Raw genomic sequence first — 21,576 nt, 5'->3', positions numbered from 1 at the left:
ATGTCCACCCAGTTCGAATCGATTGCGACGCGAGGTGCGGCCGTCGACGGGGATTCCGGCAATGCCGGGCACCGCACGACACGGCGCGGCCTCCCGCGCGGCGTGCTGATCGCATGGCTGGCCGCGCTCGCGTGGCTGGGCAGCGCGGCGCTGACCCAGTGGTGGCCGAGTCCCGACGACTGGCCGTACACGAAAACATTCATCGCACTCAAGCTGGTGCTGGCGGCCTTCGCGATTGCGACGGCGGTGGCGGGACGGCGCGGTCCGTCAAACCGCAAGGCGGTGACGGCCACGCGCATCGGTGCATGGCTCGCCGCGATGCCCTGGCTGCTCGCGCTGGCGCTCGGCGTCAGCGTCTGGGAAGCGGTCACGGCACAACTCGAATGGCTGCCGCGACCCTTCTTCGCGCCGCCGCAAGCGCTGATCGGCGTCTATGCCGAAGACTATCCGCGGCTCGGCACGAGCGTCGTGCATTCGTTCGGCCTGCTGGCTTACGGCTACCTGCTGGGCGCGGTTGCGGGTTTTGCGATCGGCGTGAGCATCGGCTGGTCGCAGGCCGTCAGTTACTGGGTGCATCCGGTTCTGCGGCTGATCGGCCCGCTGCCGGCCACCGCGTGGTTGCCGCTCGCGTTCTTCTTCTTTCCGTCCAGCTTTAGCGCGAGCGTGTTCCTGATCGCACTGGCGACCGCGTTTCCGGTCGCCGTGCTGACATGGTCGGGCGTGGCCGGCGTCAACTCCGCGTACTACGACATTGCGCGCACGCTCGGCGCGAGACCGTCTTTCCTGATCCTGCGCGTCGCGATTCCGGCCGCGTTGCCCTCGGTGTTCGTCGGGCTGTTCATGGGGCTCGGCGCGTCGTTCTCGGTGCTGATCGTCGCGGAGATGATGGGCGTGAAAGCGGGGCTCGGCTGGTATCTGCAATGGGCGCAAGGCTGGGCGGCGTATTCGAATATGTATGCCGCGCTGCTGGTGATGGCGCTGATGTGCTCCGGTCTGATCACGTTGCTGTTCCGTGTGCGTGACCGCCTGCTGGCCTGGCAAAAAGGACTGCTCAAATGGTAGCCGTACCCGATGTTTTGAATCAGCCGGCCGCCGCGGCGCCGGTCCGCGACGGCGCGCGCATCGACGTGCGTCACGTGAGCCATCGGTTCGCGCTGCGCGGTGCCGCGTTGCCCGTTCTGCAGGACGTCAGTTTCGTCGTCGAGCCAGGCGAGTTCGTCGCGCTGCTCGGCCCGAGCGGCTGCGGCAAGTCCACCTTGCTGCGGCTGGTGGCCGGGCTCGATACGCCGACGCAGGGCGGCGTGCAGGCCGACGGCGCCGCGATCACCGGTCCCGATCCGTCGCGCGTGGTGGTGTTCCAGGACCCGACCTTGTATCCGTGGCGCACGGTGCGCGGCAATGTCGGCGTCGGTCCGCAGGCGCAGCGCAGAGGCTTTGCCCGGCATGGCGCTGCGCGGGACACGCGGGTGCAGCAGCGCATCGATGCCGCGCTGGAACTGGTCGGCCTGACCGAATTCGCCGAGGCGTTTCCGCATCAGTTGTCCGGCGGCATGGCGCAGCGCGTGGCGCTGGCGCGCGCGCTCGTCAACGATCCGGCGCTGCTGGTGCTGGACGAGCCGTTCGGCAAGCTCGATTCCCTGACGCGCATCCGCATGCAGAACGAACTGGCGCGACTCTGGCAGGACGCGCGGTTCTCCGTGCTGCTGGTGACGCACGACGTGGAAGAGGCGCTGCTGCTGGCGAATCGCGTGATCGTCTTCAGCGAGCGGCCGGCGCGGGTGATCGCCGAAGTCCGCAACGACGCGCCGTATCCGCGCCATCGCGACGACCCGAAGCTGGTAGCGCTGCGCCGCGAGGTACTCGCCCAACTTGGTCTGGATACCTGAACAAACAGAACAATCGATAGACGACCTGAGGAAGACCCACCATGAATCCGTACGATCAAGCTCCACCGCACCCGGCGCGCCGCGCATGGTTGCGCAAGACAGCCTGGAGCGCGGGTGCCGCGGCGCTAGGCGGCACGATACTGATGCCCGGCCCGCTGACCTTTGCGCAAACGCCGCAGGCTCCGCTCAAGCCGCTCAAGCTCTCGTGGAATGCGGGCGCGATCTGTACCGCACCCGTGGCCGTGGCGGTCAAGCAGGGCTTTTTCGAACGTCACGGCCTGCAGGTCGAGCTCGTGAATTTTTCCGGCTCGACCGATCAGTTGCTGGAAGCGATCGCCACCGGCAAGTCCGACGCGGGCGTCGGCATGGCGCTGCGCTGGATCAAACCGCTGGAGCAGGGCTTCGACGTGAAACTGACCGCCGGGATTCACGGCGGCTGTATGCGTTTGCTGGCCACGCGGGCCTCGGGCATCGTCGATGTGGCGGGGCTGAAGGGCCGCACGATCGGCGTCAGCGATATGGCGAGTCCCAGCAGGAATTTCTTTGCCATCGTGCTGAAGAAAATCGGCGTGGATCCGGATCGCGACGTGAACTGGCGCCAGTATCCGGCCAATCTGCTGGGCGAGGCGTTGAAGAAGGGCGAAGTGCAGGCCATCGCGGACGGCGACCCGACCATCTGGACGATCCGCGAGTCCGACCATCTCTACGAAGTGTCGAACAATCTGTGCGGCGAATACCAGACGCGCGCGTGCTGCGTGCTCGGCGTGCGCGGCTCGCTGGTGCGAAAGGATCGCGCCACCGCGCAGGCCTTGACCCAGGCGCTGCTCGAAGCCACCGAGTGGACCGCGAATCATCCCGCGGACGCGGCCGCGATTTTCTCGGTCTATACGCCGTCCGCCGACGTGGGCCAACTGACCGCAATGCTCAGGAGCCACACCGATCACCATCATCCGGTCGGCGACGCGTTCAAGAAAGAGATTTCGCTCTATGCCGACGACCTGAAAGCGGTCGGCGTGCTGAACAGCGGCACCGATTCGAATCGCCTCGCGGACCGGGTGTTCTCGAATGTGCTGGCTTGACGGCGAGGCGTGATGCCGTTACGTATTTCAAAGCCCGACACGCCGCCATCGCGCGGCCGCCGTCGATGGCTCGGCCGTCTGGCGGCCGGCGGCCTCGCCGTTTCGCATGCCGCGGCGGCGAGCGAACTGCTCAGGCCGCTCGACATCGCGCCTTCGAGCCGCGTGCCTGGCGCACCCATTCTCGAGCATCCTTATGGGCTGCCTTCGCCGCACGAAGCCGACGTCGTGCGGCGCAGCGCGCGAGCGTGGCCGCTGCCCGGCGCGGCCTCTTCGATGACACCGCTCGCGGATCTGCACGGCACGCTCACGCCCAACGGTCTGGTCTATGAGCGCCATCATGGCGGCGTGCCCGACATCGATCCCGATCAGCACCGGCTGGCGATTCACGGCCTCGTGCGCACGCCGAAACTATTCACGCTCGACGACCTGCTGCGCCTGCCGTCCGAATCGCGGATTCATTTTCTCGAATGTTCCGGTAATACCGGCAACGAATGGAATGGCCCGAGCGGCATGCCGCTGCAACTCACGCACGGTCTGCTGTCGTGCTGCGAATGGACCGGCGTGCGCTTATCCACTTTGCTGGAAGAGGTGGGCGGCGTTCCGGTGTCCGGTAATGCAGGCGGCGGCTGGTTGCTCGCGGAGGGCGCCGACGCCGCCGCGATGACGCGCAGCCTGCCGCTCGATCGCATCCTCGACCGGGCACTCGTGGTCTATGCGCAAAACGGCGAGCGCCTGCGCCCGGAGAACGGTTATCCGCTGCGGCTGATCGTTCCCGGCTTCGAGGGCAATACCAACGTCAAGTGGCTGCGCCGGCTGAAAGTGGTCGACGCGCCCTTGCAAACGCGCGAGGAAACCTCGAAATACACGAGCCTGCTTGCGAACGGCAAGGCGCGTCAGTTCGCCTTCGAGATGGACGCGAAGTCGGTGATTACGCGGCCCTCGCCAGGCCATCGGCTCACCACGCAGGGTTACTACCCGATCACAGGTCTTGCGTGGTCCGGACGCGGCACGATCCGCAAGGTCGAGGTCTCGACCGATGGCGGCGCAACGTGGCGTGCCGCGCGTCTGGTCGGCGCGATTCATGATCGCGCGCTCACGCGTTTCGAAGCGGACTGGCGCTGGGACGGCGGTGCTGCCGCCATTCTCTCGCGCGCCACGGATTCGACCGGCTATCTGCAGCCAACGCGCGCCGAACTCGTCGCCGCGCGCGGCCTGAATTCGCAATATCACTACAACGCGATCCAGCAATGGCGCGTGGACGAGAGCGGCGAGGTGCGCAATGCGTGACGGCCACCGCCAAGCTGTACCGGCGCGCATGGCGTTGGCCGCGTTGCTGTCGCTGGCGGTGCTGGCGTCCTGCACATCGGCCACGCCGATCGCGAGGAAAACCGGCGCGGCTCACGATATCGGCACACCGCTGACCGGCGAGGATCTCGCCGCGTGGAACATCGACGTCGCGCCGGATGGACGCGGCCTGCCCGCGGGCAGCGGCGATGTCGCGACCGGCGCGCACATATTCACCGCGAAGTGCGCCGCGTGTCACGGCGCGCAGGGCGAGGGCGGTCTCGGCGACGCGCTGGTGGGCGGCCAGGGCTCGCTGGCAAGCGCGAAGCCGAAGCGCACCGTGGGCAGCTACTGGCCGTATGCGACGACGCTCTTCGACTATATTCGCCGCGCGATGCCGTACAACGCGCCCGAGTCGCTCACCGCCGACGAGGTGTATGCGGTGAGTGCTTTCCTGCTCAACCAGAACGGCATCGTACCGGCAGATACGCGCCTCGACGCGGCGTCTTTGCCGCGTGTGGTCATGCCCAATCGCGGCGGCTTCGTAGCTGATCCGCGCCCGGGGCAATTGTGAGCGGTTCGCGCCGGATAATCGGTGCGGCTGGTGTGCCCGGTTAGCGGCGTTGGCAGAGACGAGCGACAGTCTCACGCTGTACCGCGATGTTTGCAACGACCCGGCGCGCCAACGCCGATTCTCGTTGTAGCAGTTATTCAGTTCCCCACGTGAAGCGGGCTCCCCGACACTCGACCTGTGCCGTCCACAACCGCCATGCGTATGAAAGGCGCAGTCGTGGACTTTCATCGCTGCGGCACATTTACCGTGTCCCTTCTCGTGGGAGAGTCGTATGGAAATCAGCCGCACTTATGCATTGTCGTACCCTGTGGAACCGCGCGGCCAGCCGGGCGATCGTTCGCCGCGCACGCCGACGTCGATGCAGCCGCACACTGGTTCGCCCGCACGCGTCGCGAGTCACTCCGCAAATGCCGGCACATACGCCGCACCAGCGTCGACCCTTTCGCGCATCCGGCGCGGCGGCGTACTCGGCACATGCGGCGCACAGCCCGAGTTCCGCGAATGTCGCGGCGGCGAAGCATTGAAGGAAATGGCCGTGTCTTATCAGAAGTTCGATCAGAACGATCGCCGGCGCACGCGCGGGCCACGCGGTAGGGGAACCTGTGACGGCCTCGTTCGCGAAGCGATGCGCCGAATCGACCGCGACGACAGCGGGGCCACCGCGGACGTGCCATCCGCTGTCAACCAGATGTTGATCGACGCGGATTCCCGCTCTCGCGCCAGCCGGGAGATGTTCGAGCGGATCGACCGGTTTCAGGATGGATTGACGCCATTCGCGCTCGGGCGGTATGTACAGCGCAACGCCGAGCTATACGACGGAACGCCGGATCGCAGCCAGCGCATCGCGGGCTTGATGACCCGCCTGCATGACTGGCTGCAACCGGGCGACATGGCATACCTGCGGCTCGGCATGACATCTCCGGTCGACAATAGCTGGCAACACGGCCACGCGTTGCTGATGCAAAGGCGAGCCAGCGGCGATTACGTCGTTTTCGATCCGAACAACGGCGCGTTCGTGTATCGCAACGAGGCCGACATGGCGCACGCACTGAGAGGGTATCTGGACACCGCGTACAGCGAAACGGGTCTTCAGGTCATGCCCGACAGCATCCAGGTCTATGCTCGCGGGCAGCCGCGAGTGCGTGCAACGCAGGCGCCTCTGGCGCCCTTGCTTCCGGAGCCGCCGCCAGAGCTCTATCGCCACGGCCTGTATGCGCGCACCGCGGTCGACGCGAACGGACTGTCGCAAGGCGTCCTCTTCGCGGCCGCGGGGCAACCGCGCGCGATGGCCGACTCGGCTACCGGCATGGCTGCCGACGCGCTGGTGAATATCGCCGGTGGACGCTCGAGAGACCTGGCGAGCGCAACAGCCGATCTCAGGGAGCGGCTGCGTAACCCGCAAACGCGGCAAGCCGCGATTGACGGGATCCGCGGCCTGCAGGATGTGAACCGGTATGCGATGGTTTCGAATCTGCCGAACCATGTCAGGCATGAAGGCCAAAGCCATATTCAGAGCGCCGCGCAGTTGGCCGACGACCTCAACCGGCACTTCGAACAGCCTTACGTTCGCGACAACAGCCTGCGAGGTTATGACGACGATTTCGTCGAAATCCGTTTTACGTCCGGCGGCAATCCGGCAGGCTCCGGGGCTACCCGTACACGCGGCAGACCCGACCCCGCGGAGCCTCCCGTGATCGTTCAGAGAATCAATCCGTCCGCCAACTATCTGAACGACGCGTACCAGATCTACGACCCGGCGGTGGGCGTGTTCAGTTATCAGAATTTTGCCGATATGTCGTCCGCAATCAGCAGCCGCTATGGTTCAGCGGATGCCGATCAGCGTGACGCCGATCACGCGACGACCACATGGTTCGCCAATCTGGGCCGCAGCCGGCCCATGCACGGTGCCAGCCAGGACGAATTCGCCGTGGCGGGAGAATCTTCCATCAACAACGTCACGTTGAGCGATATCGCGCAAGCGCACCATGTGGCCGTGCCGCCGATAGCGCTGCCGCCCGAGCCGGACATGGAAAGGCTCGCGGGCGGGCGCCCCGAGTTCAGGAAGCGCTCGCTCGACGCATCGGACGGTTCGCGGCGCGGCCTGCTTTTCCGGCCGTCGACGCTGACGCCGGAAGCATTGAAGGTGCAGGGCGGCTTCAGCATCGAGAGCACGCCGCTCAAAGACGTGAGTCTCGATATGCACGATTTCGACGTGAGCTCGAACCCGTCGGCCGTCGACTCGGCGGGTTATCTGGGCACCTTCCAGTACGGCAGAACGGCGTTGGACCGCCTCGCCTCCCAGTCGAATAGCGGCTACCTCTACCATGTGGCGCCGGCACCGAACATGGTGGACGTCAATGGCAGCCTCGGTGCCGGCACCCGCGACCCGCATATCCACGAACAGGCGGCAATGGGACGTATCGACTACACGCAGATCGCGGGCTGGCAGCGCGTGGAGGATGGCAAATTGCAGCCGTTCGTCGCCAACCCCGACTACCGCTGGGATATCTACGACCAGACGCAAACGGGTGGCGCCCAGCCGCAACTGGCGCGCTATCCGGTCGACAGTCCGGTCTGGAACGACGGGACTCACAGCCCGTTCATGTCGCATGTGTCATACGGCGGCAAACCCGCGGTTGCGCGGCCCGAACAGGACCCGAATCGCACGCAGGCCGAGTTTTATGACCATGCCAACTCGCAGATCGAGTACCTCGTGGACCGGCAGGCGAGGCGGCTCGATTATCGCGGCCCGATGACCTTGTGGGGATATGGGGACGCCAGATGGCAGACCAAACTCTATGTCGGCGGCAAGGGCGAGGTCTGCTTCGATTATTCGCGCAGGGTCGACGTGCCTGGGAACACGAGTCAATTCGTCATGGGCGAAGATGGCCGCTTTCACCTCTCCGGCGATAACAAAAGGGTGCTCCGCGTGGATAACAACGGCTACCTCTATGCCGGCAGCGTGCCGTCCACCCGAACTAACCGCAACGGCGTTTTTGAATTCGATGGCAAGCATCTCATTCACAGCGAGGATCGCAAGTTTCTCAGTGTCGGCAAGTATTCTTTCTACCCTTATGTCACGACACAAAACCTCGGCAGCCGATCCGAATGGGGCTTGACCGGGTTCGACGGCAAAACGGTCGTACCGCCGCCAACCAGCTTGCACACCTTCTGGAGCGGCAGCGCAGGCGACCGGTTGCTGCTGTACGAATTCTCGAGAAATCCCGATTCGGCTTTGCCCGCGGGCACGACGCGTTTCGTCACGCAAATGCCGGGCATCGACCAACGGGACAACTTTCTCGACTCTGTGGAGAAATGGACGGGGAAAGAGGTTGGAAAAACGTCGAAATGGCTCGCGCGGAACAATGCCGCATGGCTGTTCAGGGATGGATTTTGCGCCGTTGCCAACAAGCCGAATCAGCTCGAAGTGCGCAAGCTCGACGGCACGCCGGTCTGGCGCGCAACCATCGACCCGGCCACGCGCCAGATCCGCTCTCAACGCGTGGGCACACTCGCGTCCAACTACAGGGTTCCCGCTCTGACCTGGGACAGGATCAAGGCGGACGAAACACGGAACCGGCAGTTGCAATATCTGCTCAAGACCCGTTATGACTTGCGCGGCTAAGGCCGGAACGCGTTAAAGCATCGGCTTTATCACTTCAGCAGATATCGCTATCGGATTTGCTTCGTTGCCGGCGCACGCGAGCGCCGGTAAATTCGTCGGACTGCGCCCTCGCTGGCGTATTCCGATCAGATTCGACGACGAGTGCCCTGTGACGACTGCCTTTGCATCCACCGCCGCCAGCCAGGCTGGCCTTGCCCAACCGGCCCAGCACATCGAGATTCGCGCGTTCGACGGCCCCGTCGGCGCGGAAGTGCTCGGCCTCGATCTCGGCCGGCCGCTCAGCCAGCACGATTTCGAGCGCATTCACCGTGCGCATCTGGACCATCACGTGCTGGTGTTCCGCGATCAACGCATCACGCCGGATCAGCAGATCGCTTTCAGCCGCCGCTTCGGTCCGCTGCAGATTCACGTGCTGCATCAGTTCCAACTGCCGGGCCATCCGGAGGTGCTGGTCGTCTCGAACATCGTCGAGAACGGCCAGCCGATCGGTCTGGGCGACGCCGGCCATTTCTGGCACTCCGATCTGTCCTACAAGGAGACGCCGAGCCTCGGTTCACTGCTGCATGCGCAGGAGTTGCCTGCGCAAGGCGGCGACACGCTGTTCGCCAACATGCATCTGGCGTGGGACACGTTCCCGGCGCATTTGCGCGCCGCAGTGGAAGGGCGTTCGGCGGAACACACGTATCTCGCGAAATACGCTGAGCTGCAAAAGCGCAGCCCGTGGCGCCCGGATCTCTCCGCCGAGCAGATCGCCCAGGTCAAGCCGGTGGTGCACCCGATCGTCCGCACGCATCCGGAGACCGGCCGCAAGGCGCTCTTTGTCAGCGAGCATTTCACGACTCGCGTGATCGGCTTGCCGGAGGACGAGAGCCGGTCTCTGCTCGAGGAAATTTTCGCGCATAGCGTGCGCCCCGAGCATCTGTACCGGCATGAGTGGTCCGAACACGACATGGTGTTCTGGGACAACCGCTCGTTGATGCACCTCGCGGCCGGCACGCCGGATCATCTGCGCCGCAAACTGTACCGCACGACAATTGAAGGCGACGTGCCGTTCTGACGGCAACGTGGCCCGTTTTACCTCTCTCACACGCTGACCGGAGTTCCGATGCTCGCCCTGTTTCGCCCGACCGCTGCGCGGTCGTCTTTTGCTCGCTGTCTCACCGCGGCGCTGCTGACCCTGTCGACGGGCGTGGCCGGCCTCGGCGCTGCCGTGCCCGCGCATGCCGAAGGGCAGATCCGCGTGGCCGAACAGTTCGGTGTGGTCTACCTGCTGCTGAACGTGGCGCGTGACCAGCAGTTCGTCGAAAAGGAAGGGCGCAAGCAGGGCATCGACATCAAGGTCGACTGGGTGAAGCTCTCCGGCGGCGCCGCCGTCAACGACGCGCTGCTCTCCGGCGCGGTGGATATCGCCGGCGCGGGCGTCGGCCCGTTGCTGACCATCTGGGACCGCACGCGCGGCAAGCAGAACGTGAAAGGCGTGGCGTCGCTCGGCAATCTGCCGTATTACCTCGTCAGCAACAATCCTAACGTCAGGACGATTGCCGACTTCACCGAAAAGGACCGCATTGCGGTGCCGGCCGTCAATGTGTCGGTGCAATCGCGCGTGCTGCAATACGCGGCGGCGAAACGCTGGGGCGACAAGGATTACAACCGCCTCGACAAGTTCACGCAGGCGTTGCCGCATCCCGACGCGGCCGCGGCGATCATTGCGGGCGGCACGGAAATTACCGGGCACTTCGGCAATCCGCCGTTTCAGGAGCAGGAACTCGCCGGCAATCCGAAGGCGCACATCGTGCTGAATTCATACGACGTGCTCGGCGGGCCCAGCTCGGCAACCGTGCTATACGCGACGGAGAAATTCCGCGACAACAATCCCAGGACGTACCGCGCATTCGTCGATGCGCTGGCGGACGCGGCGCGCTTCATCACGGCGAATCCCGACGCCGCGGCCGATATCTACATCCGCACCAATCAGTCGAAGATCGACCGCAACCTGTTGCTGAAGGTCATCAAGGATCCGCAAGTGCAGTTCAAGGTCGCACCGCAAAACACGTTCGGACTTGCGCAGTTCATGCATCGCGTGGGTGTGATCAGGAACGACCCGCAGTCCTGGAAGGATTATTTCTTCGACGACCCGGCAACCGCGGCGGGAAGCTGACCGTGAACGTGTACCCGCGCTTTGCCGGATATCTGCCGGCCCGAGTGGTCGGTTCACAGGGAGCGATCTGATGGTGGCCAATCCTGACTCGCTGTTTCCGAATCACGGTAATCAAGCCGCTGCGGCGACCAGCGGAAAACTGCTCACCGTCGACCACGTCAACCTCGAATACCGCATTCGCGAGCGGATCGTTCGCGCGACCCATGACGTGAGTTTCGACGTCTACGGCGGCGACCGTTTCGTGCTGCTGGGGCCCTCGGGCTGCGGCAAGTCGACCCTGCTCAAGGCCGTGGCCGGCTTTATCCAGCCGACCTCCGGCAGCATCTCGCTCGACGGCCGGATGGTGCGAGGCCCGGGCGCCGATCGTATCGTGGTGTTCCAGGAATTCGATCAGTTGCCGCCGTGGATGACGGTTTTGCAGAACGTCGCCTTTCCGCTGCGTGTCGCGAAGAAGCTTTCGCGCGCGCAGGCCAAAGAGCGGGCGCTGCATTATCTGGAGAAGGTGGGGCTTGCGTCGTTCGCCAACGCCTATCCGCATACGTTGTCGGGCGGCATGAAACAGCGTGTCGCGATTGCCCGCGCGCTGGCGATGCAGCCGCGCGTGCTGCTGATGGACGAACCCTTCGCCGCGCTCGATGCGCTCACGCGCCGCAAGATGCAGGAAGAGCTTTTGCGCTTGTGGGAAGAGGTGAACTTCACGCTGCTGTTCGTCACGCATTCCATTGAAGAGGCGCTCGTGGTCGGCAACCGTATTCTGTTGCTGTCGCCGCATCCGGGTCGAGTGCGCGCGGAGCTCAACAGCCATCAGTACTCTCAGGACAGCTTCGGGCGCACCGATTTCCAGCGCAGCGTCGCGCGTATTCATCACCTGCTGTTTGAAGAGACGGAGGCCGCGCAATGAGCTCTCCCGGCACCTTGCTGCCGCCGGTTCGCGAAGAATACGAGCGTCCGCTCGAACCGCTCGGCGAACTCGTTCTCGAAGCCCCGCTGCCGCTCGGCAAGCGGATTTTCGCGCAAGGCTGGGTGCGCAAGACGCTGATCGCACTGGTGTTGATCGGCATCTGGGAAATCGCCGCGCGTGCGATCGACAACGATCTGCTGCTGCCCACCTTCGGCGCGACGTTCAGCGCGTTCGTGCAAGGCGTGTGGTCGGGTGAGCTGCTGCAAAAAACGGCCGTGTCGATGTCCGTGCTGCTGCGCGGCTATCTGCTCGGCGCCGCGCTCGCGTTCGTGCTGACGTCGCTTGCCGTGTCGACGCGCCTCGGCCGCGATGTCCTGTCGATGCTGACGGCGATGTTCAACCCGTTGCCGTCCATCGCGCTGTTGCCGCTCGCGCTGCTCTGGTTTGGTCTCGGCACTGGCAGCCTGCTGTTCGTGCTGGTCCATTCGGTACTCTGGCCGCTCGCGCTGAACACTTACTCCGGTTTTCAATCGGTGCCGGCGACGTTGCGCATGACCGGCCGCAACTACGGGCTCACCGGCATCCGCCATGTGCTGCTGATTCTGGTGCCGGCGGCATTGCCGGCGATTCTGGCGGGCTTGCGGGTGGGCTGGGCATTTGCCTGGCGCACGCTGATCGCGGCCGAACTCGTGTTCGGCGCGAGTTCAGGCAGCGGCGGCCTTGGCTGGTACATCTTCCAGAACCGCAACGAACTGTACACGGATCGTGTTTTCGCGGGCCTTGCCGCGGTGATCGTGATCGGCTTGCTGATCGAGCATCTGGTGTTCGATACGCTGGAGCGCGTGACCGTGCGGCGCTGGGGCGTGCAGCACTGACGGCTGCGCGACGATCCGGTAGCGCTATCCGGTGTTGGCGACTACGATATGGTGAGAGGGCGCCCGGGTACGACAAAGGCGCAGTGCACAAAAACGGGCGAAACTCCCGGTTGCTCTCACCGCCGCCGTGGACTACAAATCTGGAACTGCGCCACGGCCCCGAACCCCACAGACAAGGAGACTGCCGTCATGGGTATGCGTCCGGATCCTACGTTCCATGCATCACCGAAACTCGCGATGGATGCGCCGGCGGAAGAGTACGCCTATACGGTACTTCTCAGCCCCGATTTTTCGCAGCCGGACGCGCTTGCCGTCATCGACGTGAAACCCGGTTCGCCGACCTACAGCCAGGTGGTTCACACCGTGCCGGTGCCGTACAAGGGCGACGAATTCCATCATTTCGGCTGGAATGCCTGCTCGTCCTCGCTGTCGCCGCTGACCGGCCACGCTTTCCTCGAACGGCGCTACCTGATCGTTCCGGGCATGCGTTCTTCGCGCATCTACATTGTGGACACGCATCCGCATCCCACCCAGGCGCGCATTCACAAGATCATCGAGCCCGAGGAAATCTTCAGCAAGACGGGCTACTCGCGCCCGCACACCGTGCATTGCGGACCCGAAGGGATTTATATCAGCACGCTCGGCGGCGCAGGCAAAGACGGCACCGACGGGCCGCCCGGCATTTTCATCATGGACTGCGAAACGTTCGAGGTGCTCGGCCGCTGGGAGATCGATCGCGGCTTGCAGGAGAAGCACTACGATTTCTGGTGGAACCTGCCGCGCGACTATATGGTGTCGAGCGAATGGGCGTTGCCGCCGCAGTTCGAGAACGGGATCGTCGCCGAGGATCTGCTGGCGAACAAATACGGGCACCGCATCCACTTCTGGGATCTGAGCGGCAGGCGCAACGTGCAGACAATCGATCTCGGCGCGAACCACCAGATGGCGCTCGAAGTGCGGCCCGCACACGATCCCAGCCGGGAATACGGCTTTATCGGCGTGGTGGTCGATACGACGAATCTGGAAGGCTCGATCTGGACATGGTGGCGCGAGGGCGGCGAGTTCCACATCGAGAAGACGGTGACCATTCCGCCCGAGCCCGCGGCCACGGAATTGCTGCCGCCTCTGCTTCAGGGTTTCGGCGCGGTGCCGCCGCTCGTCACCGATATCGATCTCTCCATCGACGATAAATTCCTCTACGTCGCCTGTTGGGGCACCGGCGAAATGCGTCAGTACGACGTGACCGAACCCCGCAAGCCGAAGCTCACGGGATCGGTTCACATCGGCGGGATTGCGCGGCGTACGCCGCATCCGAACGGCAAGACCTTCGCGGGCGGCCCGCAGATGGTCGAGATCAGCCGCGACGGCAAGCGTGTCTACTGGACCAACTCGCTCTATTCGACCTGGGACAACCAGTTCTACCCGGGCGGCGTACCCGCGGCCCAGGTCATGGCGCGGGCCGAGCCCGGCGGCGGCCTCACGCTGACCGACGACTACTGGGTGGACTTTCCCGACGGATATCGCGCGCATCAGATCCGGCTCGAAGGAGGGGACTGCTCGACCGATTCGTTCTGTTATCCGTCGGTGGGCGTTTGATCGGGGCAGGCTGGTCGCAGACCGGCCTGTGGCTGGCCATTCTCGCGAGCGGCCTTTATCACGGCATCAACCCGGCAATGGGGTGGCCGCTCGCGGTGTCGGGCGGGTTGATGGAAAGACGGGCGCGGGCGCTGTTCAGCGCGCTCGTCTATCTCGCGTTGGGGCACATGCTGGCGGTGCTGCTGGTGATGCTGCCGTTCGCCATGCTCACCGTGCTGCTCGCCTGGCAGCGCCAGATCCAGATCGGCGCCAGCGTGCTCGTGATCGGCTTCGGCGTATTCCTGCTGATCCGCAGACGCCATCCGCGCATCCTCACGCGGATTCCGCCCTCGCGGCTCACGCTCTGGTCCTTCACCATTGCGCTCGCGCACGGCGCCGGACTGATGCTCGTGCCGATCTATCTCGGCCTCTGCCGCGCCTACGACGATCAAGGCCACCGGGCCGCACAAACGCTGATCGAAGCCAATCTCGGCATGGCGCTGCTGGTCTCGGGAGTGCATGCGTGCGCCATGATGGTGGTGGGCGGGCTGCTGGCCTGGTTGGTCTACCGCTACCTGGGGCTCAGATTCGTGGCGCGGAGCTGGTTCAATCTGGATACTGTCTGGGCGGTGAGTCTCGTGCTGGTCGGCGTGCTTTCGCTGGCGATCAATGCCCTCGTGGCGGGCGAGGGGTGACGAAGGACGCCGGCTTTCGTTAGTGCGTTGGCGAATATGGATCTGCCGATTTGTTCGTGGCGCAAGGCGGCGAACACAACGAGAATCAGACAGGTCGCACGCCTTCGCCTGTGAGCGCCGGCCGCATGCCGCGGTGTGCTCTGGCGAACCCACACGGTGCCCGCGCGCATTCAGCCGGGCAGGCGCGGCGCGTCCCCATCCATTCCTGATTCGCGGACTTCCATGAGCAGACGTAGCGGGCACTTGCGCCTCGGCGCTTTCCTTTACCCTTCCGGGCATCACATTGCGGCGTGGCGGCATCCCGAGGCGCGGGCGGACGCCGGTGTCGATTTCCGTCACTACGTCCAGCTCGCGCAAGCGGCGGAAGCCGCAAAGTTCGATCTGGTCTTTCTCGCCGACGGCGTGGGCACGCGCGGCGATAACGTCGATTTTCTCAGCCGCACGGCGCACAGCTATGTGGCCCAGTTCGAACCGATCACCTTGCTATCGGCGCTGGCCGCCGTGACGGAACGCATCGGCCTGGTCGGCACGGCCTCGACGAGTTTCAACGAGCCGTATCACATCGCGCGCAAGTTCGCGTCGCTCGATCACATTAGCGGGGGACGCGCGGGCTGGAATCTGGTCACCTCGTCAAGCGAGCATGAGGCGAAGAACTTCAATCGTGACAGGCATTTCGACCATGCCGAGCGCTACGAGCGTGCCGCCGAATTCGCTGAAGTCACAGCGGGGCTATGGGACAGCTGGGAAGACGACGCCTTTGTTCGCGACAAGGCAGAAGGCCGTTTCTTCGACCCGGCCAAACGCCATGTGCTGGATCACAAGGGACGTTTCTTCCAGGTCAAGGGACCGCTCAATGTCGCCCGTTCTCCTCAAGGGCATCCGGTCGTCGTGCAGGCAGGGTCGTCCGAAGCCGGCCGGGATCTGGCCGCGAAGACCGCCGAGGTGATTTTCACGGCGCAGCAGACGTTGCAGGACGCCGTCGATTTTTATGCCGATGTGAAGGGCCGACTGGAGGCCTATGGCCGCCGTCCGGACGACCTGAAGATCATGCCCGGCGTGTTCCCGATCGTGGGCCGCACCGAGGACGAAGCGAAGGAGAAGTTCGAGCACTTGCAGTCGCTCGTGGATCCGAAGGTCGGGCTCGCGCTCGTCTCCGGACTGACCGGCGGCTTCGATCTGTCCGGCTATCCGCTCGACGGGCCAATTCCGGATCTGCCCGAAACGAATGCGAGCAAGAGCCGGCAAGTGCTGACGATCGAGTTGGCCCGCCGCGAGAATCTGACGATCCGCCAGCTCTATTTGCGGGTGGCGGGAGCGCGTGGTCATTGGCAACTCGTCGGCACGCCGGCGCAGATCGTCGATCAACTGGAAGAACGCTTCGTGAATTACGGTGCCGATGGTTTCAACGTGATGCCGCCATTGCTGCCCACCGGCTTGACCGATTTCGTCGAACTGGTGCTGCCCGAATTGCGCCGACGCGGCCTGTTCCGCGAGGACTACGAAGGCCGCACGCTGCGCGACAATCTCGGCTTGCGGCGGCCGGCGCACCGCGCCGGATAGCGGCGCGGTATAGCGGCGACCGCAGCGGCGACCACAGCGCCAACCATACCCGCGCCGAGGACTTGCAAGCAGCCGCGCCGAAGCCGGATTAAACTGGCTCGACCCAGTTCGGGACGGAGATCGTTTAATGTCACGTCAGCTTCGCCTCGGCGCATTCATGCGCCCGACTACCATTCACACCGGCGCATGGCGCTATCCCGGCGCCTATCCCGACGCCAACTTCAATTTCGGGCATCTGAAGCGTTTCGCGCAGACGCTGGAGCGCGGGCGCTTCGACGCGTTCTTCATGGCCGACCACCTCGCGGTGCTCAACATGCCGCTCGAGGCGCTCAAGCACAGCCACACGGTCACGTCGTTCGAGCCGCTCACGCTGCTGCCCGCGCTCGCGGCAGTCACCGAGCGGCTGGGGCTCATTGCCACCGCGTCGACGACGTTCGACGCGCCTTATCATGTGGCAAGGCGTTTCGCCTCGCTCGACCATATCAGCGGCGGCCGCGCGGGATGGAATCTCGTGACCACGTCGAACCCGGACGCAGCGCTCAATTTCGGCCTCGACGAACATGTCGAGCACGACGAACGCTACCGTCGCGCCCGCGAATTCTTCGATGTGGTCACCGGACTGTGGGACAGTTGGGCCGACGACGCCTTTATCCGCGATACGGCAACCGGCACATTCTTCGATCCGCGGAAACTGCATGTGCTCAACTACAAAAGCGAGAACTTCTCGGTACGCGGGCCGTTGAATATCGCGCGCCCGGTTCAGGGTTGGCCGGTCATCGTGCAGGCGGGATCGTCGGAAGCCGGGCGGCAGATCGCCGCCGAAACCGCCGAGGTGGTGTTCACCGCGCAAACCCAACTGGCGGACGGCAAGCGCTTCTATGCCGATGTCAAAGGCCGCATGGAGAAACTGGGGCGCTCACGCGATCACATGAAGATCCTGCCGGCCGCTTTTGTGGTGGTGGGCGATACGCTGGAGCGGGCGCTCGAAACGCGAGCGCGGCTCGACACGTTCGTTCATTACGAGAGCGGTATCGCTTCATTGTCGATTGCATTGGGGCACGACGTGTCCGGCTTCGATCCTGACGGCCCGCTGCCCGACATTCCTGAAACCAACGCGAGCCGTACGTCACGCCAGCGTGTGCTCGAATGGGCGGAGCGCGACCGGCTGACGATTCGTCAACTGGCCCAGCGCATTGGCGGCTACGCGGGACTGGAGATGGTCGGCACGCCCGCGATGATCGCCGATCAGATGGAGCAGTGGCTGGTGGAAGAGGGCTCCGATGGATTCAATGTGATGTTTCCGTATCTGCCGGGCGGGCTCGACGACTTCGTCGACAAGGTGATTCCTGAGTTGCAGAGGCGAGGGCTGTTCCGGCGCGAATACGAAGGGGCCACGCTGCGAGAAAATCTGGGACTGCCGCGGCCTGAGAACCGGTTCTTTCCGGGTTCCGGTGCTCGAACGTAATCGTATCCGGCCCGCCGCTCACGAACCGCCGAACCAGTTGTAGCCCTGGTCGACCCAGTAGCCGCCTGGAAACGCATTGGTCACGAAGATTTCCATGATGTGCTTGGGGTTCTTGTAGCCGAGTTTGGTAGGCATCCTGAGCTTCATCGGATAGCCGTATTTTGCCGGCAATTGCTGGCCGTCGTAGGTGAAGGTCAGCAGTGTCTGCGGGTGCAGCGCCGTCGGCATATCGATGCTTTCGTAATAGTCGTCGGCGCATTTGAAGCCGACGTATTTCGCCGACGTATCAGCACCCACGCGTTTCAGGAATTCGGCAAACGGCGTGCCGCCCCAGCGGCCGATCGCGCTCCATCCTTCTACGCAGATATGCCGCGTAATCTGTTCGGCTTTCGGCAACGCGTACAGATCGTCGAGGGTCCATGTCTTCTTTTCCTGCACGAGGCCGCTGACTTTCAACCGGAAGTCGCTGCCGTCCACGTGCGGGACATCGTCGATGCCGTAGAACGCGTTGAACGGGAACGGACGCGTGATCTGTGCTTCCGTGTAGGTCGGCGCGAGACGATTCGGATCGAACAGCCAGCCCTGCACGCTGTCGTTGATTTTCGACACGCGCGATAAGAACGTTTCGACCGATTTGTCGTCCGACAGGCTGCATCCGGTCAGCATGGCAAGGCCACCGAGCGTGATGATGCGCTTGCCGAACAGCCTGCGTGACGGCATATCGAGTTCACGTCGCACGTCGATAGCGAGCGACGCCCGATCCACGCCCGGCGACGAAGGTTTGAATGGCTTCATGGTTTTACTCCCCCGGTTAGCGGCCGCGAATCATGGTGAGCAACGAACGCGGCACAAGCGCCACCATCGTCAGATGGACGACGATAAAGCCGGCCAGCAAGGCCATTGCGCAGAAGTGAACGACGCGCGCATTGTCGTATCCGCCCATCAGGTCGCGCAGCAACGGAAACTGCACCGATTTCCAGATCGCGAGCCCCGACAGGATCAGGATGGCGATGTCGAGCATCACGAACAGATACGCGAACTTCTGCACCGCGTTGTAGCGGCTCGGGTCCGCGTGCGACAGATGGCCTTTCAGCGCCTCGCCGAGGTCGTGCAGGATCGCGCGCGGCGACAGCGGGAAGAACTTCGACCTGAGCCGTCCGGTGACGAGGTTCATCGCCAGATAGAAGAGGGCGTTGAAAAACAGCAGCCACATCGCCGCGAAGTGCCACTGCAACGCACCGCCGAGCCAGCCGCCGAGCGTGATGCCGGTGGGAATCCTGAAACCCGCGAATACCGGCGACGCGTCGTAGATTCGCCAGCCCGAGAGCATCATCAGCACCGCAGCGAGCGCGTTGAGCCAGTGCGCGATACGTACCCACGCGGGTTGAATCGTGCGCGACCTGTCTTGCGATGCGCCGGGTTGGGGGATCGCGTTCATGGTGAACCTCCGGTAGTGGAATCCGCAGGTGCATTCGCGGCCTGCGGGCCGGGAATGCACCTCGGGTACTTACTTGCTCATCGCGTCGCCTTTTTTCATCGCGTCGGGTTTCATCTTGCTGCCGTCCTTGCTCATCGAATCTTTGGACATGGAGTCCTTGGCCATCGAATCTTTGGACATGGAATCCTTGGCCATCGAGTCCTTGCTCATCGCGTCTTTCGACATCGAATCGTGGGACATGGCGCCGCTCGCCTGGGCGAACGCCGAACCGCCGCTGACGAGCAACGCTGCGGCGAATGCTGCGATTGCAATGCTTTTCATGACAACTCCTTGAATGTTGTTGATCGGACCGTGTGGCCGAAGCGGCGTATCGGGTCCATGTGTTTGTGAGGTGAATCTGCTTTCCGGCAACTACCCCGGCAACTACCGATGCGTCGTCATCCCGCATCTGTGAGGTAATTCGCCACGAATGCCGGCGCGGTTACAGCGGACGTGAATTTTTTTCCGGAACGGAAAAAGAGGGACGGGCAGCGTGGTCGCGCGCGCCAATGCGGGGGGCGATGGAATAAACTCCTGTTTCCTGTAACCGACGTCCCAGATGAATCGAACTACCGATATCACCGCAGCGCAGGCGAAAGAGGCGCATCTGCGAGCCCTGTTCCTGAGCGGACTGGACGGCGACAGCGCCGCGTACCGGCAATTCCTCGCGGAACTGGGCGCGCACCTGCGCGGCTTCCTGCGAAGGCGGCTTCACGACGGCGCGTCCGACGCCGAAGATCTCATGCAGGAAATATTGCTTGCAGTGCATAACGCACGGCATACCTACCGCTCGCAGGAACCGCTGACTGCATGGATTCATGCCATCGCGCGCTACAAGCTGACAGATTACTTTCGGGCGCGCGCCCGGCATGACGCGCTGAACGATCCGCTTGACGATGCGTTCGAATTGCTCGCCGCACCCGATCTCGAACCGGCGCAAGCAAAGCGCGATGTGGGAAAACTGCTCGAACAGTTGCCGGATCGCCAGCGTCTGCCGATCGTGCACGTGAAGCTCGAAGGGCTTTCCGTGACGGAGACCGCGAAATTGACCGGCTTGTCGGAATCCGCGGTGAAGATTGGCGTGCATCGTGGACTGAAGGCATTGGCTGCAAGGATTCGAGGAACGCGATGAAAACGGATGACTTTATTTCCCTGCTCGCTACCGGCGTCGCGCCGGTGGACCGTTACGCGCTCACGAAACGCTTTGGCGTCGCGGTGCTGGCCGGCGCGGCCGGCGCGACGCTGATCATGGCGACGGTGCTCGGCATCCGCCGCGATCTCGCCGAAGTGGCGCTCACGCCGATCTTCTGGGCCAAGATCGCGCTGCCGTTATGTGTGATGATCGGCGCGCTGTGGATGTCGACGCGGCTCGCGCGTCCCGGCGTGCGCACGGGTGGCAGCGGCTGGCTGATCGCGGCGCCCGTCGCGGCGGTGTGGCTCGCCGGTGCGTACGTGCTGATGGCCGCACCGGGCGACGCAAGACTCGCGCTCGTGCTCGGCAAAACCTGGCGGGTCTGTCCGTTCAATATCGCGATGCTGTCGGTTCCCGGGTTTATCGCCGCGTTCTGGGCACTCAAAGGACTGGCGCCGACCCGGCTCGCGTTGACAGGCGCTGTGGGCGGCCTGCTGGCCGGCTCGACCGCGACGCTGGCGTATTGCCTGCATTGTCCGGAGATGGGGATTCCGTTCTGGGGGGTGTGGTACGTGCTGGGCATGCTGTTGCCGGCGATCGCCGGCGCGCTGCTGGGTCCGCGGCTGTTGCGCTGGTGATTGCCGTGCCGGCTGAGCCTGCGAAGTCGCACACGAAATCTGCACGACTGACTCAACAGGCGAACTTCTGATACGCGTCCGGTGCGCCGGCAGCGTCCAGTCGATCCACGCGCGGCAATGGCGTAGCAGCCGCTTTGCGCGGGAACTCAAGCGTTTGTCCACGTTCGCGCGAATCCGCGAGGCTCCCGAGGGGCGGCGATCGGACAAGCCAGCGCCGGGGCAGCTCCGCCGACGTGCGGCACGCCGCATGCTTCTGCGGAAAGGATTACGCATCTGATCGTCAACAGTCCACCCACCAGAACGGAGTTTCTATGGCTACCGAATCTTCACGCCCGACGCCGCCGCGCCAGACGGAGACCGACCCGACCGCCGGGGACCGGCGCTTGAGCGACGAACAGAAAGATTCGCTGAAGAATGAACCGGCGCCTCCGAAGCCGAATAGCGGCGAAAAACTGCCCGATCCGAAAGAGGTGGGCGAAGCCGGCTGATAGCGAGAGGTCAAATGCGCCGCGCGGCAGTTGCTCGCGCGGTAGCGCCGTAACCATGCGCAGCAGCGCGCAGGTCGGAAGCGGAATGATTCGTCGCCGTCGATGCGGTCTGTTTCTTGCTATCGCAACTTCATCTCATCCCGCCTCGACCCGGTGTCGCGCAT

The 21,576-nt window shown here is 64.1% G+C and carries 20 protein-coding genes; 17 read left to right on the top strand and 3 right to left on the bottom strand.

What is annotated here, in order from left to right:
• The 14 genes from BXE_RS11240 (at nt 1) to BXE_RS11175 (ending at nt 17,677) form a co-directional block, all read left to right on the top strand.
• Nucleotides 1-1,062: an ABC transporter permease gene (locus BXE_RS11240; RefSeq protein ID WP_011488420.1), complete on the top strand. Its 1,062-nt coding sequence runs from the start codon at nt 1-3 to the stop codon at nt 1,060-1,062.
• A complete protein-coding gene (locus BXE_RS11235) occupies nt 1,056-1,886 on the top strand; it encodes an ABC transporter ATP-binding protein (protein WP_011488419.1) in 831 nt (276 codons plus the stop codon). Before BXE_RS11240 ends, BXE_RS11235 begins: the two co-directional genes overlap by 7 nt.
• 41 nt (nt 1,887-1,927) lie before the next feature.
• Complete coding sequence (locus BXE_RS11230; RefSeq protein ID WP_011488418.1) at nt 1,928-2,965, top strand: ABC transporter substrate-binding protein; 1,038 nt, start codon at nt 1,928-1,930, stop codon at nt 2,963-2,965.
• 12 nt (nt 2,966-2,977) lie between these two features.
• Nucleotides 2,978-4,252 carry a sulfite dehydrogenase gene (soxC, locus tag BXE_RS11225; protein ID WP_011488417.1) on the top strand — a complete coding sequence of 425 codons (1,275 nt, stop codon included), beginning with the start codon at nt 2,978-2,980 and terminating at the stop codon, nt 4,250-4,252.
• Nucleotides 4,245-4,823 carry a c-type cytochrome gene (locus BXE_RS11220; protein ID WP_038457928.1) on the top strand — a complete coding sequence of 193 codons (579 nt, stop codon included), beginning with the start codon at nt 4,245-4,247 and terminating at the stop codon, nt 4,821-4,823. Before soxC ends, BXE_RS11220 begins: the two co-directional genes overlap by 8 nt.
• Before the next feature lie 271 nt (nt 4,824-5,094).
• The gene (locus BXE_RS11215) at nt 5,095-8,448 is read left to right on the top strand and encodes an enterotoxin A family protein (protein WP_011488415.1); all 3,354 of its coding nucleotides are present in this window, start codon (nt 5,095-5,097) and stop codon (nt 8,446-8,448) included.
• 148 nt (nt 8,449-8,596) lie between these two features.
• Nucleotides 8,597-9,505, top strand: a complete 909-nt coding sequence (locus tag BXE_RS11210) for a TauD/TfdA dioxygenase family protein (RefSeq protein WP_011488414.1) — start codon at nt 8,597-8,599, stop codon at nt 9,503-9,505.
• Nucleotides 9,506-9,553: 48 nt separating this feature from the next.
• Entirely contained in the window at nt 9,554-10,606 is a 1,053-nt protein-coding gene (locus BXE_RS11205; protein WP_011488413.1) for an ABC transporter substrate-binding protein, read from the top strand.
• A 70-nt stretch (nt 10,607-10,676) separates the two neighbouring features.
• Nucleotides 10,677-11,507: an ABC transporter ATP-binding protein gene (locus BXE_RS11200; protein ID WP_011488412.1), complete on the top strand. Its 831-nt coding sequence runs from the start codon at nt 10,677-10,679 to the stop codon at nt 11,505-11,507.
• On the top strand, nt 11,504-12,382 hold the full coding sequence (locus BXE_RS11195) for an ABC transporter permease (protein WP_011488411.1): 879 nt from the start codon (nt 11,504-11,506) through the stop codon (nt 12,380-12,382). The genes BXE_RS11200 and BXE_RS11195 overlap by 4 nt, the downstream gene beginning before the upstream one ends.
• A 189-nt stretch (nt 12,383-12,571) precedes the next feature.
• The gene (locus BXE_RS11190) at nt 12,572-13,978 is read left to right on the top strand and encodes a selenium-binding protein SBP56-related protein (RefSeq protein ID WP_011488410.1); all 1,407 of its coding nucleotides are present in this window, start codon (nt 12,572-12,574) and stop codon (nt 13,976-13,978) included.
• Nucleotides 13,975-14,652 carry a hypothetical protein gene (locus tag BXE_RS11185; RefSeq protein WP_011488409.1) on the top strand — a complete coding sequence of 226 codons (678 nt, stop codon included), beginning with the start codon at nt 13,975-13,977 and terminating at the stop codon, nt 14,650-14,652. Before BXE_RS11190 ends, BXE_RS11185 begins: the two co-directional genes overlap by 4 nt.
• A gap of 222 nt (nt 14,653-14,874) precedes the next feature.
• Complete coding sequence (locus BXE_RS11180; protein WP_011488408.1) at nt 14,875-16,212, top strand: LLM class flavin-dependent oxidoreductase; 1,338 nt, start codon at nt 14,875-14,877, stop codon at nt 16,210-16,212.
• Between the two features lie 127 nt (nt 16,213-16,339).
• Nucleotides 16,340-17,677, top strand: coding sequence for an LLM class flavin-dependent oxidoreductase (locus BXE_RS11175; protein ID WP_011488407.1), 1,338 nt, complete (start codon nt 16,340-16,342; stop codon nt 17,675-17,677).
• A gap of 18 nt (nt 17,678-17,695) precedes the next feature.
• Here the strand turns inward: BXE_RS11175 and BXE_RS11170 are convergent, their stop codons facing one another.
• The 3 genes from BXE_RS11170 to BXE_RS11160 form a co-directional block, all read right to left on the bottom strand.
• Nucleotides 17,696-18,472, bottom strand: a complete 777-nt coding sequence (locus BXE_RS11170) for a molybdopterin-dependent oxidoreductase (protein WP_011488406.1) — start codon at nt 18,470-18,472, stop codon at nt 17,696-17,698.
• 16 nt (nt 18,473-18,488) lie between these two features.
• Nucleotides 18,489-19,115, bottom strand: a complete 627-nt coding sequence (locus BXE_RS11165; protein ID WP_011488405.1) for a cytochrome b/b6 domain-containing protein — start codon at nt 19,113-19,115, stop codon at nt 18,489-18,491.
• Between the two features lie 69 nt (nt 19,116-19,184).
• Nucleotides 19,185-19,436 (bottom strand): pentapeptide MXKDX repeat protein, encoded by a 252-nt coding sequence (locus tag BXE_RS11160; RefSeq protein WP_011488404.1) that lies wholly within the window; start codon nt 19,434-19,436, stop codon nt 19,185-19,187.
• A gap of 277 nt (nt 19,437-19,713) precedes the next feature.
• Between BXE_RS11160 and BXE_RS11155 the strand changes: the two genes are divergently transcribed.
• The 3 genes from BXE_RS11155 (at nt 19,714) to BXE_RS46500 (ending at nt 21,412) form a co-directional block, all read left to right on the top strand.
• Complete coding sequence (locus BXE_RS11155; RefSeq protein WP_011488403.1) at nt 19,714-20,286, top strand: sigma-70 family RNA polymerase sigma factor; 573 nt, start codon at nt 19,714-19,716, stop codon at nt 20,284-20,286.
• Nucleotides 20,283-20,924, top strand: coding sequence for a DUF1109 domain-containing protein (locus BXE_RS11150; protein ID WP_011488402.1), 642 nt, complete (start codon nt 20,283-20,285; stop codon nt 20,922-20,924). Before BXE_RS11155 ends, BXE_RS11150 begins: the two co-directional genes overlap by 4 nt.
• A gap of 311 nt (nt 20,925-21,235) precedes the next feature.
• Entirely contained in the window at nt 21,236-21,412 is a 177-nt protein-coding gene (locus BXE_RS46500; RefSeq protein ID WP_167540873.1) for a hypothetical protein, read from the top strand.
• Nucleotides 21,413-21,576 lie beyond the last annotated feature (164 nt).

This window comes from Paraburkholderia xenovorans LB400 (genome assembly GCF_000013645.1).
Taxonomy (GTDB): domain Bacteria; phylum Pseudomonadota; class Gammaproteobacteria; order Burkholderiales; family Burkholderiaceae; genus Paraburkholderia; species Paraburkholderia xenovorans.
Note: the sequence above shows the minus strand (reverse complement) of the source record. Positions and strands in the feature narration are given on the sequence as shown.

Excerpts from the sequence above, each read along its gene's own strand:
- BXE_RS11240 (WP_011488420.1), top strand. The coding sequence starts at position 1 with ATGTCCACCCAGTTCGAATCGATTGCGACGCGAGGTGCGGCCGTCGAC.
- BXE_RS11235 (WP_011488419.1), top strand. The coding sequence starts at position 1,056 with ATGGTAGCCGTACCCGATGTTTTGAATCAGCCGGCCGCCGCGGCGCCG.
- BXE_RS11230 (WP_011488418.1), top strand. The coding sequence starts at position 1,928 with ATGAATCCGTACGATCAAGCTCCACCGCACCCGGCGCGCCGCGCATGG.
- soxC (WP_011488417.1), top strand. The coding sequence starts at position 2,978 with ATGCCGTTACGTATTTCAAAGCCCGACACGCCGCCATCGCGCGGCCGC.
- BXE_RS11220 (WP_038457928.1), top strand. The coding sequence starts at position 4,245 with ATGCGTGACGGCCACCGCCAAGCTGTACCGGCGCGCATGGCGTTGGCC.
- BXE_RS11215 (WP_011488415.1), top strand. The coding sequence starts at position 5,095 with ATGGAAATCAGCCGCACTTATGCATTGTCGTACCCTGTGGAACCGCGC.
- BXE_RS11205 (WP_011488413.1), top strand. The coding sequence starts at position 9,554 with ATGCTCGCCCTGTTTCGCCCGACCGCTGCGCGGTCGTCTTTTGCTCGC.
- BXE_RS11200 (WP_011488412.1), top strand. The coding sequence starts at position 10,677 with ATGGTGGCCAATCCTGACTCGCTGTTTCCGAATCACGGTAATCAAGCC.
- BXE_RS11195 (WP_011488411.1), top strand. The coding sequence starts at position 11,504 with ATGAGCTCTCCCGGCACCTTGCTGCCGCCGGTTCGCGAAGAATACGAG.
- BXE_RS11190 (WP_011488410.1), top strand. The coding sequence starts at position 12,572 with ATGGGTATGCGTCCGGATCCTACGTTCCATGCATCACCGAAACTCGCG.
- BXE_RS11180 (WP_011488408.1), top strand. The coding sequence starts at position 14,875 with ATGAGCAGACGTAGCGGGCACTTGCGCCTCGGCGCTTTCCTTTACCCT.
- BXE_RS11175 (WP_011488407.1), top strand. The coding sequence starts at position 16,340 with ATGTCACGTCAGCTTCGCCTCGGCGCATTCATGCGCCCGACTACCATT.
- BXE_RS11170 (WP_011488406.1), bottom strand. The coding sequence starts at position 18,472 with ATGAAGCCATTCAAACCTTCGTCGCCGGGCGTGGATCGGGCGTCGCTC.
- BXE_RS11165 (WP_011488405.1), bottom strand. The coding sequence starts at position 19,115 with ATGAACGCGATCCCCCAACCCGGCGCATCGCAAGACAGGTCGCGCACG.
- BXE_RS11160 (WP_011488404.1), bottom strand. The coding sequence starts at position 19,436 with ATGAAAAGCATTGCAATCGCAGCATTCGCCGCAGCGTTGCTCGTCAGC.
- BXE_RS11155 (WP_011488403.1), top strand. The coding sequence starts at position 19,714 with ATGAATCGAACTACCGATATCACCGCAGCGCAGGCGAAAGAGGCGCAT.
- BXE_RS11150 (WP_011488402.1), top strand. The coding sequence starts at position 20,283 with ATGAAAACGGATGACTTTATTTCCCTGCTCGCTACCGGCGTCGCGCCG.
- BXE_RS46500 (WP_167540873.1), top strand. The coding sequence starts at position 21,236 with ATGGCTACCGAATCTTCACGCCCGACGCCGCCGCGCCAGACGGAGACC.